This is a genomic window from Algoriphagus sp. AK58, from assembly GCF_014324365.1.
GTDB lineage: Bacteria > Bacteroidota > Bacteroidia > Cytophagales > Cyclobacteriaceae > Algoriphagus.
Genome location: NZ_QEIG01000003.1, coordinates 144436 through 158590, shown reverse-complemented (window position 1 = coordinate 158590; position 14155 = coordinate 144436). Strand labels below are relative to the sequence as shown.

Here is a 14155-nt window from a genome sequence, read left to right as displayed (position 1 = left end):
ACTCTAAAATTTAAAGTCAAACACCGCAAAACCCAATTCATCTTCTACATTGACATAGGACCAGAGCTTGCCGTCTTTGAAGAAGAAATCTCTAGGAAATGCCGTTTTTTCGGGCACTTGAGCCTCTCCGATCAGATTGAAATCCCGATCATAGGCATACATAAAGACCTGGCTTGAGGTGCTTTGCCAAGATTCATCTATTTCATTTGACTTTCTTCCAAATCGGAGATAAACCTGCTTGTCCTCTTGCCAGATCAAAGGTCCAAAATACATCCCCATAAAATACTTCCTCATTTCTTCTTGGTACTCCTGATCTGTCTCGACAATGGTTCTCGGCTTACTATCATTGGCTACCGGACTTAAGGCATGTACAAAAGAATGGTAGGTGAGCGAATCCTTCTTTAGGTCATAGCGATAAAACGCAGAAGTAGAAGGACTAAGGGTCAATATCTGATTGTTTGTCTCGTGCAAGTACATGTATTCTTGAAAAACCACTTGATTGGCCGTCCCAACTTTCAACTCAAAAATCCAATCCATCTCCTTGATGGGGAAGTTTTCAATTTCATAAGTCTGCAGATCGATTTTTGCAAAAGTTCGAGGTCCCTGAAACCGAACTCCCGGAAGGGAAAAAAGCTGGTTTTGCTCCTTGGAAAGAACCATACTGTATTCCAACTCCTGTAAATCCGTCTGAAGAGGAAGTGATGAAATAGACAGATCTTTCAACTTTGTGCCATCCTGTGAAAAAACACCCAATCTATTAAAAGCGGTAATCAGGAAGGTGCCATCACCCAAAGTTTGGGTTTTTAAAACCATATCGCTGATGCCATTCGGCCCTTCCACTTCAAAGTCAAAGTCCTTTTCCCAACTCAATTTATCCAAATTGATCTGTTGGATTTGATGGGTTCTGGAATTGAACAGGTACAGGTATTTGCCATCTTCAGAGACGGAAGAGGTATGCGGACCCCTTATCAATTCAAAAAGCGCTCCTTTGGAATCGATCATAACGGTGTCTACCATAAAAGTCAAATTCTCCAAAATATTGCCCGATTCAGCTTTTTCGGATGAAGCGCCTCCACAGGAAAAAATAAAAAATGGTCCCAAGAGGAAAATAAAATACTTATTTTTCATTGAATTTTGGCTTAAGCCTTGCAAAGGCCATTTCGTCGTTGAGATTGATATACTGCCAGTACATCCCCTGTATGACAAATTGAGGTCCCTGAATCTTCCAGTCATCAGGAAGCTCAAATTCACCTACTTGGTTAAGATTTTTATCAAAAAAAGTAAGGTGAACCTTGTTTGGCCTAGTTTCCGACTCTACAAATGTCTGATTGGTCTTTCTCCAAAACAGTTGGGATTGTTCGTCCCAGTGGAATCCATAAAAAGAAACCTGTTTCCAGCGCTCGTACAATCCTTCGTACTGGGGGTTGACCGTGGGATAGGTGATTTTTACTTTATTTGACGTAAGTTTTGAGTTGAAGGAAATCAGGTCAAATTCTCTGGATTCCAAATCCACTCGATAAACTTCATTTACAGGTGCAGCAGATACCAAGAGGTTATCCCCAGCTTGAGTCAAAAAAACAGGCTCGACATAGGTGTATGGATAGTCGCTTGATGTCTTGGTTTTAATTTCATAAGACACCAATTATTGGAAAATAGGGAGGTTTATTTTCTCCACGGTGAATTCTTTCAGATCGATTTTCACCAATCCATGCCTGGAATGGGTATCCTCAGCACTTCCATAAAAACCGATGTAATACTTCCCGTTATCCGTGACCAATCCTCTATACCGAATGACTTCTCCAGGTAAGGGAACATCTCCATGCAAAGGAAGATTGTCAAATCTATACTTGGTTACTTGGGTTCGGTCATGAGTTAGTTTGACCAATTCCTCCCAGGCAAAAAAGAAGATATCCCCATTCTCGGTGAGTTGAAACCCATCAAAAACCGGATAATTCCCGATTCCAGTGGGTCCTTCCCTTTCCAATGGAATGGAATCCAACAGAGATAGAGAGTTAAGGTCAACTAACTCCAGTTGAGGGATTTTTTGGTTTAAATTGTATAGAATGTCAGTATCCCTGGAGAGGAAAGATTTGCCTAAGGACTCTGTAAGGTAAAAGAAATAGCCTTTGGAATCGATCATCACGGTATCGATCTCCAGAAATGCTACCTCTAAAGAAGAGGGGTTAGCCTGCTTTTCAGATTCCTTACAAGAACCAAGAAATGCAACTGCCAAAAAAATTAAAATCGTGTTTTTCATAGTTTATCAAAATTTAAACTCCATCACCGCAAAACCCAATTCGTCTTCGACATTGACATAGGACCAAAGCTTGCCGTCTTTGAAGAAGGTAAATTCAGGAACATTGGTCAATTCGGGCAGAAATTTTTCCCCTAACAGTTTCAGATCGGCATCATAAACAAAAAGGTAAACTTCCGCGCGTTTGTACCAGTTGCCTTCTGCATCTTTAATCGGCCTATAGCCAAAGCGGAAGAATTGCTTTCGCTGATCATCCCAAATCAATTCCCTAAAAGCAACCTGGTTCATTTGCTTTTCCATAGCATCTTCAAACTCTTTTTCATCGGTAAACACATTACTTTCAAAATCACCGGTTTTCTTTTTGGGGACTAGTTGATGATCGAATTCAACCAAGCGCAGAGAATCCTTTTTATAGTCATACACATACAGGTCTGAGGTGACCGAACTGGTGATATGAAGCGCTTCATTAATGGTTCTCAGCCAAATGTTTTCACCGGTCCTCGCCATCCTTTTTTGCTCTTCGAGTCGTAGCAACAAGGTTAATTTCAATGTCTGAAGCATATTGGGCAGCTCGATACTCTTTCCGGTTTTAGCGTCGGGATTAATTATCAAGAGTCTGACTTCATTTTCAGAGGGGTCAAGCCTAGTAAGAGCAAACATTAGCCTCTCATCATGGGAAAGGGTAATTCTATTGGTGATCAAGCCTTCTTCATCCACACCCAGTCCTTCAATTTCTTTGAAATTGAATTTTAAGCTTTTTTCTTTCTGACCATTCTTGGTGTAGGTTCCGACATTGATCAATGGAGAGATGATCAAAAATCGATCATTGGCCAGGGATTGGATACTGGGAGGATTAAAACCAACTGCATTGGGTCCTTCTTTAGAAAATGGATAACTACCAATTAGCTCTAATTTATCCAGGTCTATTTCATTGATCACAGTCTTTCTCATGTCAAAAAAATAAAGGGTCCTGGCATCCGAAGAAATGGAGGATCTGTTGATTCCATACCCCAAATCAATGATTTCTCCTTTGGGATCGACCACTACCGTATCGATGGCGAGCGTCAGATTCTCTAAGATATTTTCCGATTCAGCTTTTTCGGAAGAATTGCCTTCACAGGCAAAAATCAAGGGAAGCCAAAGAAGTAGGGCAAGTTTTTTCAAAGTATTTTAAAAGTTAAAGTCGATCACCGCAAAGCCTAATTCATCCTCTACATTGACATAGGACCAGAGCTTGCCGTCTTTGAAGAAAAAAGGTATCTCCGGAAAAATCGGGAGCACTGTTTCGCCAACTTGATTCAGTTCTGAGTCAAAAAGGGTAACGACATTTTTATAGGTCTTTTTTCCTTCCAGCTCACTTTCCAGCACCTGCGAAAATCTCCAAATCTGCTTTTGGAATGGGTCATAAACATAGCTTCCAAAGCGGACTTGTTTACCGGTTTCTGCAAGGATATCTTCCAATTCCTTGAAAGAGTAGGCAGTTGACTTTTGTGGCTTTGTCTTTTCGTTGGCGGTAAGCTGAGAGTGGTGTCTTTTCACCATCAAGGTGTCTTGGCTAAGATCTAAGACGTAGGCCTCATTGAAGTGCGCAGAGGAAACAAGAACTTTTTGATCCACTTCTGTCAAATAAATCCGTTCCATGGTACTCGCTCTCACCATGCCATCTTCAATCAATGTAAATCGAAAGGGCTCCAATTTTACACCGAGATCAAAGGGGTACTTTTTGGCAGAAAGGTCTTCCAAGGAAATCACCAACAGCCCCGCCTGCGTTTGTTCTTTGGAAAAATAGGTGGAAATAAAGGATTTGCCATCTGCTGTCACAAGTGCCTCAGAACCCACGGCATCATCTGGTTCCAGACCGCTCAGCGTATCCGGATTCAACTTGAACAAGGTCATTGAGTCTAGGCTTGGATTGAAAATCCGAAGCTCCCACATGCCGATGAAATAGATGTTTCCGGCTTTGTCCAGCTGGATCAATTGAGAATCCCCAGTTCCAAGTGGTCCCTCTCGTTCCAAGGGTATTTTCTTAATTAGAGTCCGACTATCCAAATCAATCTGCTCCAGCTTAAAATCCTTTAGGTTGAAATTATACAACTGCCTCAGATCACGGGTAACTGCCGAACCGAGCAATCCCCACTGAATGAAGAGGAACTCTTCCCTGGCATCGATCACCAATGTATCTACTGAATAGGTCAAAGACTCCAATGCGTTTCCAGATTCCGATTTTTCAGATGAATTTTCTCCACAGGAAAATAGAATAGGAATAGAAAGAAGTACTGCTAGTTTTTTCATTGTCTTAAAATTTAAAGTCAATCACAGCAAAGCCCAATTCGTCTTCGACATTGACATAGGACCAGAGCTTGCCGTCTTTCCAAAAGGCGTTTTCAGGAACCTGCTTCAATCCTTCGATTTTGGTCTCACCCAAGACATTGAACTCCTTGTCATACGCAAAGAGAAACACTTCAAACGTGGGAGGATCACCTCTGTTTTCACCCAAAAAAGTTCTTTTCCCCAGTCTCAGATACATCTTTCGGGTCTCGTCCCAACGAGGCTCCATGTAGTTCAATTGGGCATAGACCTTTCTCCGGTCTTCGAAAAACAGATTTTCATCCGTGGGTAGATTAGCCACGGTGATGTCCATCCGGTTGGGAAAGTTTCGGTGCTGAATCGGGACAAAATAAAGACTGTCCGTCTCGGAATCCAGCCGATAAATCCCACTCATCGCTCCCGAAGAAATCAGAAGCTGACCATTTTCAATGGTCATAAAGCTACCTACTCCGTAATATCGATACATCGTAGCTTCACCGGATTTGGTAATGAGCGTTCCCGAAAATTCCTGGATAGATTTCATTTCGGGAATAGTTCTGATTTCCGCTTCTTTGGTCTCGGGATCAATGATAAAAAGTTCATTCTGCTCCACCATTTCGAGGGAAGGCTGAGTGTATATTCTGTTTTTCGAAAAATCATAAACCACTTTTCCATACAGCTTCCTAAGATCTTTTGCATGCTCCGGATCTATCCCATTCGGAATCACATTAAGCGGTTCGATTATTTTTCCATCCTTGGAAAATATAGCCTGGGCTGGAAACCCCTGAACAAAAAGTTCTCCTTCTGGTCCCAATTGAAACCCCACCAAATAGGGCCCCACACCATCCGGACCTTCTTTTTGAAAGGGTGTTTTGCGTATCAATCGTAAGGCATTGAGATCGACCTCCACGAGCTGCAAAGGATCTCTTTCGAAAAAGATCAAGGTGCTTTTATCCGCATTTAGTTCTTTAGCCCCCAAACCGTTGGTAAGAATAAAAATATCCTCCCCCGGATCGATCAAAACAGTATCCACCGCAAAAGTCAGGTTCTCCAAAATATTGCCTGATTCGGCCTTTTCAGAAGTATTCCCTCCACAGGAAAATAATAAGGGAAGAAAAAGAAGTAGGGACAGTTTTTTCATAGTTTATCAAAAGCTAAGGTCGAATACTGCAAAGCCCAATTCATCCTCCACATTGACATAGGACCAGAGCTTGCCGTCTTTGAAAAAGGGGAATTGAGGTACTTTGGTCAGTTCTTTCAATCGGCTTTCACCGATGAGATTAAAATCCCTGTCATAGGCGAATAAAAAAACCTCCTCTTTTTGTTCAGCATCTGGACTGGGTTTGGGAAGGTTGATTTTCCCAAATCGGTAATATCTTTTCATTTCAGGATCCTCAAAAAACCGTTGAAAGGCGATCTGCTGGTTGATTTTGTCCATTTCAGCTTGAAACTCTTCCTGGGATTCCACCTCAGCCTTCACAGAAACTTCTTTTCGGTTGGGCACGAGGACATGTTGATAAGTCTTCAACTCAAGGGAATCCACAACATAATCATATTGGTACACATCACTCGAGGCAGAATTGCCAATGATGATTTTCCCATTGAATTCTTGAAGAAAAATTTCCTGAACCGACACGCTCATCATCTCTTTACTCTTCAGAATCACCCGGAGGTTGGAAGCCAAATCAGTTGCAGGAAGTTGGATCACCTTCCCCTTCAGACTTGGAAAATCAGCCACCAATAGGTTTCTGCCTCCTTCAAAAAAGTTGCCTGGCAAGGAAAAAACCTTCTTCTCGTCCTTGCTAAGCATTAAGCCATACCAGGCATTTTGCTCATCTTCTATGGAAAGACTGTCGATATTCTCAGCCAAGATCTTGATAGTTTCTTCTTTGATTCCCTGAAAATTGAAAATTGCATTGCTCTGAAAACTGTTGATATACATTCGATCTCCTGAAAGAATCTGGATTCTGTTGTGGTAGTTTCCAATCCCATTGGGTCCTTCTGCCTCAAACTGATTCTTTCCCGACAGTTTAAGAACCTCCATATCGATCACTGCTAGGCTTTGATCTACCCCGTTGAGGAGATAAAGCTTTTTTTTATCTGGAGAAAAATCCGCCAAGCGTAGGCCTGAAGCCAGATTGATGAGTTCCTCACCCGGATCGACCAAAACAGTATCCACCGTAAAACTCAAATTCTCCAAGATATTGCCCGATTCGGCTTTTTCAGAAGAATTCCCTCCGCAGGAAAAAATCAAGGGAGCTAAAAGAAACATAAAAAGCTTTCTCACAGAAAATAATTTTTCTACTAAGAAAGCGAGAATAAACTAAGATCAAAGAATTGACTCGGATTTTTACGAATCTTAACGATTTACTGCTTTGATGATCAGGTCAAAGACAGCCGTGGGTTGGATTCGGTCCGCGTCAAGAATGCCGGAATCGGCGACCAAAAGCGGCTTGTCCAAGTCAGACTCGGGAATTCGCCCGTGAGCTCCCTTCACCAAAGTCGCATCCAAAGGAATCACATCCATCAGGTAGCGGAACCCAAGCTTTTTCTTAAGCACCTTGGAGCCGATTTTCAGAATTGGGATTTTGATTGCGGGATCGAGAACCAGCTCGACCGGATCGTACCCGGGTTTGCGATGGATATCCACGCAGCGCGCATAGTCAGGCGCTTTGGCATCGTCCAGCCAGAAATAGTAGGTAAACCACGATTCCGCATCGGCGATCACGACCAAGTCTCCCGAGCGGGCGTGATCGATGTGGAAATCTTTTTTGCCTTGGGCATCCAGCACTTTTTCCACACCGGGAGTCTTTTCCAGCAGTGCTTTGACCTCGGCAAGTTTGGAGTGATCGTTGACATGGACATGGGCGACTTGATGATCCGCTACCGCAAATACCGCCGATGTGCCGGCATCGAGGGTCTCCCTGCCCAACTCATTCTTTACCTGAATCCAGCCTTTTTCCCGGAAAATCCGGTTGAGGTGAATCGGCTTACTCACACTCGTAATGCCATATTCAGAAAGTAGCAGGACCTCAGCACCCCGATTTTCAAAAAAGGTGATCAGGTCCTTGGCTAAGTCATCCACCTCACGGAGATCCTTGGAGATTTTGGAAAAGTCAATGCCGTACTTCTGCAGGTTGTAATCCAAATGCGGAATGTAGATCAGATTGAGCGTGGGATTGTACCATTCCTCCACTTTTTTGGCTGCCTCGGCGATCCACTTGCTGGATTCGATGGTGGTATTCGGTCCCCAAAAAGTGAAGAGCGGAAACTGGCCCAACTCGGCCTGAAGCCGGTCTCGCAGCTCCATGGGTTGGCTATGGCAATCGGGCAATTTGCGCCCATCTGCAGGATACAGCGGTCGCGGAGTCACGGCATAGTCAGCGGAAGAGTACATATTGTACCACCAGAACATGTTGGCTACGGTGAACCCAGGATTCTCTTTCCGGAGGACTTCCCACACTTTTTCGGCCTGTACGAGCTTGTTGGACTGCCGCCAAAACTTGATCTCGCACTCATCCTGAAAGTACCAGCCATTGCCCACGATACCATTTTCGGTCGGCCACTTTCCGGTCAGATACACGGATTGAGCCGAGCAAGTCACTGCAGGAAGTACGGGTTCGACCACGGCTTGCTTTTTGGAGGCGATCCATTTTTTCAAAAAAGGCGTGTGCTCTCCGATTACTCGGGGAGACAAAGCAACAATATCTAGGACTACGGTCTTCTTCATGGTTAAACTCTCAAATCAACGGGCTGAACCCAATTATGCTAATGTTAAGGAACAGATTTACGAATTCAGAATTACGATTTACGACCTATAATCGAACTTCAAACCTTGTTCTCAAAAAGGTTAAATCCTGAGAAAAAGCCTAAAACTACTCTCTCCCTCGTAAATCGTAAATCAAAAATCGTAATTACACGATCATTTATTCCTAACCCAATTCTTCGATCACCCAGCTGAGCTCCCTGGCAATCGACTCGCCTAGGGTCAGGTGTGTGTCCTCGGGCAGAACCTCCCAAGTATAGGTCTCGACTTCCAAGTGTTTAGTGAGGGTTGGGTTGGTTAAAATTTGATTGAGTACAATCGAAATATCGTTCTGTGTAGACTGGAATGAGCCATAATTATCCAAAAAGACGGGCACATGGAAGTGAATCCTCCATTCCAAATCTTTGGTTTTACCAAGGTGTTCGATGGCCTGAGGCAAGTCGGGATAAGAGGCAAACTGCCCGTCTTTTTTTCGAGCGACGACTTGATGCAGGTAGGTAGATTCGGCAAATTCTTCCAATCGTTTGCTGAGTGTAAACCGCTCCACGGCGGACTCCGGAATCATCACCTTCAGTGCAGCCGAAATCTGAATCTTTCCGATTTGAATCCCTGCGGATTCCAATTTCTGGAAAGTATCGGCCGGATTTTCATACACAATTGCAAAGTGACATACATCATAGCAAGCCTGAATATGGGTTTTGATCAGCTTTTCCGCCTCTTCTGAGGAAATTTTTAGCTTTTCAGACAAGGCTGTTTTCCCACAAGGCAACAACCACTTCTGAAAGTAACTGATCAGTTCGTCCGAATTCTCCAAAATCCCATCCGGTTCGGGCTCAATGTCTAAATGCAGGAGCTTGCCGGTTTCCTGATGGATTTTCACCAACTCCTCCACTACCTCGATCAGGTGATCCGTAGATTTTTGGATCGCTTCATTCTTTTTCTTTTCGGAAGAAAACCAATGCCGGTAGGAAAGCGGGGAGGTGGAAATACCTCCCTCCATTCCCTCGGGAAGGAGTTGGGCTAAAATCCGAAAACTCCGAATCGTGTAATCCTTTCTTTCCGCGGTAGTCCAATCCGGCGTGTGGACATTTTCTTTCACTTTGGTTCGGTGAAAGCCTCCATACGGAAAGCAATTTAGGGTAAACACATAGGCATTGGCCTTTTTCAGCCAGTCCTGAAACTCCCGCATCCGCTCCGGACGCTGCAAAATCAAGGAAGCCTCGTGGGAAAGCCGAAGCCCGATGCCAAAAGGGCCTTTATGTTTGAGGCGATTTTTGACCTCAGGAATATAGATCTTGAGGTTTTCGAAGGTCGCATCCCATGTTTCTCCGGGATGGATATTGCTACAATAGCTTAGGTGAAAGTCATGGATTTTCATAGGCTGGGAAAAAATCAAGATGCGTGAACGGCAGACTTTTTCTCTAACCTACGGAGAATTTCCACAGATTTAAAGATCAAGTCGTGATCCATTTCATGGACTTCCACGCCTTTGCCCAACTTTTCCAAGAGCATGATGGTCAACTGACCGCCTAAGTGTTCCTGGAATTCCTTTAACCCTTTAATCAGATTTTCTCCCTGAAGTTCTGGCGCAAAAAGCTCAAAACCCAGGGTATGCATCAGTTGAATGATCCGGTTGAAATCCGACTCTGTGATTCTCCCCTGTAAATAGGAATAGGCAGAATCCAAGGCAATCCCGATGGCCACAGCCTCCCCGTGACGGATGCGGAAGTCACTCAATTTTTCCAATTTATGTGCGGCCCAATGTCCGAAATCCAGGGGTCGGGAGCTTCCAAATTCAAAAGGATCTTTGCCGGCGATATGGTCCATGTGCATTTTCGCAGAGCGAATGATATGGACTTTCATGGGTTCCATCTCTCTGCGGGCAAGGGCTTCTCCCGCATTTTCCAACCACTCGAAAAAGCTCAAATCTTTGATCAAAGCCACTTTGATGGCTTCGGAAATTCCTGCTCTCCAGTCACGGTCATCGAGGGTTTTGAGGAAATTGAAATCATTCAATACCGCTACCGGCGGAACAAACGTGCCGAGGTAATTCTTTTTACCAAAGGCGTTGACACTGTTTTTGACACCTACAGCGGAGTCATTTTGCGACAAAACGGTGGTCGGAATCCGAATCAGACGAATGCCCCGATGGGAAATAGCCGCTGCAAAGCCCACCATATCCAGTACTGCACCGCCACCGATGGCTGCAATGTAGGAATGACGGTCGATCCCATAGAGATGCGTCGCTTCTACGATCTTTTGGTATTCGGATTCCTCATTTTTGCAGGCCTCCCCCCCGATTGCAATCATTGGTTCGGAGGCTAAGGTGAATACATCTGCATGTGCCAAAGCATAGTTTTTCACCTCTGCGATCAAATGGGGATGAGTGTCGGCCACTCCGCTGTCGATGACAAAGAGTACTTTGGGCACGCGCTCGCCACGAAGGACATTGGCTAGGATTTGATTTTGTGGATCAAATAGATTCTCGGTAAAGGCTACCGGGTAACGGAAAGGAACCGAAAAGGACTGTTCGAGAATCGTATTCATGGCTTAAGGCAATAGGTTATTCGGGTTTTCTGTCAACCAGGATATGCACCAGAAAATCTACTACGAATTCTAATGCATACTTCAGTTTCAAGACAATTTGTGAAAGAAATAGGTTTAAATCAGGCCTAGGTTACAGCAAATTTTTTGGCTAACCAAAGGGAAATGGGAAGAAGCAGCAAAACGATGATTCCAATGGGCCATCCCGAAAAGGCCGAAGCCAAAGAAGCATTGACAATGATGAGTGAAATCACCGCTGCTTTCACCGATTTGCCGATGAATTTGGGTTCTTGAGTTCGGATGGCTTTTGCCAAAGGAGGAAAGATCATATAGCCCAGCAAAGCTAAAAAAGGAATCACTTGCAGGTATCCCGGACTCTCCAGATAGGCCAAGCCAAAAATCGCCAAGAAAATGGATGCATACATAGCTCCTCCCGCAAAAAGCGCTTTTCGGTTTTTGCCATGTACTTCTCCCCGACTGATCATGGTAATAGCAGCTACATAGATCAAGGGCAAAAGACCGATGGGCCAGATTTTTTCCAACACTTCCGGAGCCACACTGACGCCCAGCAATAAATTACCGGAGCGACAAAGCCCCATATTGATTGGACCGAGGATCCGCTGATGCTTGCCCCAATAATCATAAAGCACAGCACAGGCTGCAATGGCAATGGCTAGGATTCCGGCGACTTGATTGACCTGAAAGGCACAGCTAATTCCGAAAGCCAAAAGTAAGGAAGACATCCAAAAAGCAGCCTTTTTGGAGGCTCTTCCACTCGGAATAGGGCGCTCAGGCCGCTCGATAGCATCCAAGTCTGCATCTGCGACATCATTGAAGGCTACTCCACCTGCATACAAACCAATTGTACTCAATGAAAGCCAGAGTAGATTCCACCAAAATTGCTGGTCTCCATAGACCCAATTGGTGGCCATATAATCCCAGGCGCCTGCAATGGCAAAACCCGCCCAGATGTCTGCGATCGCGGTGATCACATTGGCTGGGCGGGTTAGCTGTAGATAAGCGAAAAGCTTGGTATTTTTCATGGATTAATTTTCTACTCGATCGGCAGGACCCTCTACGCGAGGCACCTGACCTCCACGAAGTACGGAATTTCCTCCCAATTTTTTGGTCTGATCGATCGGCGGAGCTTTGAGCCAATCGTCTTCATGCATTTGTCCACTGAGACCGAATACCGTCAAAGCATTTTGATAAGTAGTCAGACGCACATGCTCTTCAGGAATTCCCATTTTGCGCATGAGGGCCGCTGTCTTTGGCACAGCGATCGGGTCAGAAATTCCCCAATCCGCTGCTGAGTTCACGATGATTCGCTCGGGTCCATATTGCTTGACGATCTCGACCATACGCTCGGACCCCATTTTGGTATGTGGATAAATAGTAAATGCTGCCCAAAATCCTCGATCCAACACTTCTTTTACCGTCTCCTCATTGTTGTGATCGACGACCACCCATCCTGGGTCCATGCCATGCTCTTCGGCCACGTCCATAGAGCGGGTTGTTCCTTTCTTTTTATCTCGATGAGGAGTGTGGATCAATACCGGAAGATTGACATCTTTAGCCAGTTCCAGTTGAAGGCGGTAAAAACGATCTTCGGCTTCAGTTTGATCATCATAGCCGATCTCCCCGATTGCCACCACGCCTTCTTTACCTGCATAGAGCGGAAGTAATTCCATCACCTGCTCAGCCAAAGGCACATTGTTGGCTTCCTTGGAATTCAATCCCATGGTGCAATAGTGCACAATGCCGAACTGACTGGCGCGGAACCGCTCCCAGCCGACCAAAGTGGAAAAGTAGTCTTTGAAGGATCCAACTTCCGTACGCGGCTGACCCAGCCAAAAGGCGGGCTCGATGGTGGCGACGATGCCGGCCTTTCGCATGGCTTCGTAGTCATCTGTGGTTCGGGAGACGAGGTGAATATGAGGATCGATATACATTTCCTTGCTCATGGCTTTGTGGAATTAGTTTTTTAAAATTAATCGAATTTGGCCTGTTTAGGCTTTTTTGTCCTGAAAATCCTTACCGATTTTCTCCCATGAGATTTCTCCGTATTCTATGGCAGAGACGGTTTCAGGGAAGGATTTGAGCAGGTCTTTGGCTGGTGCAAAGTCCGATTGATAAGCGGCCAAGACTCCGGCTTCAGCCTCCAATTGGTCTTCTGAAAAGACGACTTTTTTCAAGTCTTCCAGCAAACGCTCGTTGAGAAAAGGAACCACCAAACGCCACAATTCAGGCATGACCGATCGACCGGCAGCCCAACGTTCGTGGGCAAAATCCGAAGCAATTTCCGCCAATGCCTGATTTCTCCTTTCGTCCAATTGCTGAATCCTATAAATCGGTCGCTGCATAAAGATGGACTTCAGCACCAATTGATTCCAATTGGCTTCGGGAAAATGAGCTGGTGGATACGGATTGTTCAGTGCAATCGCATCGAAGATCAGGGTCATATTGGTTCGGCAGCCGTCAATCGCCCGAGTAAGCAAGTCTTCTGAATAAGGCATCACAGGCAAGGCTGCATATAACGCCTGCTGCTCGTGCATGTCGCCGGTTTCAAAGAGTTGGTTAATTGCTTTCAGCCAAGCCTCTTTTCTCGGGGCAAATTTTAATAGTAAATACGTTCTTGCAGTTTGCAATACATCCCAATGACTGGGATCAAATCCTGAGACCAAGCTACCTGTAGTTTTTTTCTCGGTCTCTGATAAAATGAGATTGTCCTTTTTAAAAAACCGGGAAGCTTGGGAAAACGCCAAGAAAAACTTGGTGGTCGATGCGTCAGCATTGATTTTTTCGGTTTGGGAGCTTAGCCAATCAAGCGCTTTGGTCTCCGCTCGTGACGCCAAGACGCTTTCAAAAAAAGCCAGTAAGTCAGTTTGGGTTTGCATGTTTTTCTTCGGATTTGAAGCGGAGTTAAAGTAAATCCAAAAGCCTCAGAAAAGCCAAAGGAAATGTGGTAAAAGGAAGGTGAAAAGGCCAATCCTGATTAAAATCATGAAGAATTTACCCTGAGGAGAACCTTATTTTTGAATAAGAGGTTAGATTTACATAAATAATGATGCATTTCTGCATATAAATCCATGAGAACAACCATCGAAATTCCCGAAGAACTGATCGAGGAGGTAATGAAAATAACCGGCTCAACGACCAAAAGCCAAGCTATAAAGTTGGCTCTGGAGGAAAAAATCGCCAGAAACAAGAGGAAAAGACTAATCAACATGAAAGGATCAATAGATCTGGATATTGATTTAGATGTTTTAAGGGATAGAAAGTAG

Annotated in this window: 12 protein-coding genes and 1 pseudogene; 1 reads left to right on the top strand and 12 read right to left on the bottom strand. The window is 44.6% G+C overall.

The window, feature by feature from the left end; translation table 11 throughout:
• Window positions 1–3: 3 nt before the first annotated feature.
• From DDT91_RS02725 to DDT91_RS02665, 12 genes and pseudogenes are all read right to left on the bottom strand, one after another.
• On the bottom strand, window positions 4–1128 hold the full coding sequence (locus DDT91_RS02725) for a DUF4221 family protein (protein ID WP_187174595.1): 1125 nt from the start codon (window positions 1126–1128) through the stop codon (window positions 4–6).
• Window positions 1118–2257: pseudogene (locus DDT91_RS20570) on the bottom strand (DUF4221 family protein). The gene DDT91_RS02725 and the pseudogene DDT91_RS20570 overlap by 11 nt, the downstream one beginning before the upstream one ends.
• A gap of 6 nt (window positions 2258–2263) precedes the next feature.
• On the bottom strand, window positions 2264–3418 hold the full coding sequence (locus DDT91_RS02710; protein WP_187174592.1) for a DUF4221 family protein: 1155 nt from the start codon (window positions 3416–3418) through the stop codon (window positions 2264–2266).
• Window positions 3419–3424: 6 nt separating this feature from the next.
• Window positions 3425–4546, bottom strand: coding sequence for a DUF4221 family protein (locus DDT91_RS02705; RefSeq protein ID WP_187174591.1), 1122 nt, complete (start codon window positions 4544–4546; stop codon window positions 3425–3427).
• A gap of 4 nt (window positions 4547–4550) precedes the next feature.
• The gene (locus DDT91_RS02700) at window positions 4551–5702 is read right to left on the bottom strand and encodes a DUF4221 family protein (RefSeq protein WP_187174590.1); all 1152 of its coding nucleotides are present in this window, start codon (window positions 5700–5702) and stop codon (window positions 4551–4553) included.
• Between the two features lie 6 nt (window positions 5703–5708).
• A complete protein-coding gene (locus DDT91_RS02695) occupies window positions 5709–6848 on the bottom strand; it encodes a DUF4221 family protein (RefSeq protein WP_187174589.1) in 1140 nt (379 codons plus the stop codon).
• A gap of 72 nt (window positions 6849–6920) precedes the next feature.
• Window positions 6921–8291 (bottom strand): alkaline phosphatase family protein, encoded by a 1371-nt coding sequence (locus DDT91_RS02690; RefSeq protein ID WP_187174588.1) that lies wholly within the window; start codon window positions 8289–8291, stop codon window positions 6921–6923.
• Between the two features lie 202 nt (window positions 8292–8493).
• Window positions 8494–9705, bottom strand: a complete 1212-nt coding sequence (gene eboE, locus DDT91_RS02685; protein WP_187174587.1) for a metabolite traffic protein EboE — start codon at window positions 9703–9705, stop codon at window positions 8494–8496.
• A gap of 14 nt (window positions 9706–9719) precedes the next feature.
• Entirely contained in the window at window positions 9720–10874 is a 1155-nt protein-coding gene (locus DDT91_RS02680; protein ID WP_187174586.1) for a 3-dehydroquinate synthase, read from the bottom strand.
• 125 nt (window positions 10875–10999) lie between these two features.
• Window positions 11000–11914: a UbiA-like protein EboC gene (eboC, locus tag DDT91_RS02675; RefSeq protein WP_187174585.1), complete on the bottom strand. Its 915-nt coding sequence runs from the start codon at window positions 11912–11914 to the stop codon at window positions 11000–11002.
• Window positions 11915–11917: 3 nt separating this feature from the next.
• Window positions 11918–12835, bottom strand: coding sequence for a TatD family hydrolase (locus DDT91_RS02670; protein WP_111391409.1), 918 nt, complete (start codon window positions 12833–12835; stop codon window positions 11918–11920).
• A 45-nt stretch (window positions 12836–12880) separates the two neighbouring features.
• Window positions 12881–13768, bottom strand: a complete 888-nt coding sequence (locus DDT91_RS02665; RefSeq protein WP_187174584.1) for an EboA domain-containing protein — start codon at window positions 13766–13768, stop codon at window positions 12881–12883.
• Between the two features lie 192 nt (window positions 13769–13960).
• Here DDT91_RS02665 and DDT91_RS02660 point away from each other — a divergent pair, with 192 nt between their 5' ends.
• Window positions 13961–14155 (top strand): type II toxin-antitoxin system VapB family antitoxin, encoded by a 195-nt coding sequence (locus DDT91_RS02660; RefSeq protein WP_187174583.1) that lies wholly within the window; start codon window positions 13961–13963, stop codon window positions 14153–14155.

Coding starts and splice junctions, on each gene's coding strand:
- DDT91_RS02700 (WP_187174590.1), bottom strand. CDS start 5,702: ATGAAAAAACTGTCCCTACTTCTTTTTCTTCCCTTATTATTTTCCTGT.
- DDT91_RS02680 (WP_187174586.1), bottom strand. CDS start 10,874: ATGAATACGATTCTCGAACAGTCCTTTTCGGTTCCTTTCCGTTACCCG.
- eboC (WP_187174585.1), bottom strand. CDS start 11,914: ATGAAAAATACCAAGCTTTTCGCTTATCTACAGCTAACCCGCCCAGCC.
- DDT91_RS02670 (WP_111391409.1), bottom strand. CDS start 12,835: ATGAGCAAGGAAATGTATATCGATCCTCATATTCACCTCGTCTCCCGA.
- DDT91_RS02665 (WP_187174584.1), bottom strand. CDS start 13,768: ATGCAAACCCAAACTGACTTACTGGCTTTTTTTGAAAGCGTCTTGGCG.
- DDT91_RS02705 (WP_187174591.1), bottom strand. CDS start 4,546: ATGAAAAAACTAGCAGTACTTCTTTCTATTCCTATTCTATTTTCCTGT.
- DDT91_RS02660 (WP_187174583.1), top strand. CDS start 13,961: ATGAGAACAACCATCGAAATTCCCGAAGAACTGATCGAGGAGGTAATG.
- DDT91_RS02725 (WP_187174595.1), bottom strand. CDS start 1,128: ATGAAAAATAAGTATTTTATTTTCCTCTTGGGACCATTTTTTATTTTT.
- eboE (WP_187174587.1), bottom strand. CDS start 9,705: ATGAAAATCCATGACTTTCACCTAAGCTATTGTAGCAATATCCATCCC.
- DDT91_RS02690 (WP_187174588.1), bottom strand. CDS start 8,291: ATGAAGAAGACCGTAGTCCTAGATATTGTTGCTTTGTCTCCCCGAGTA.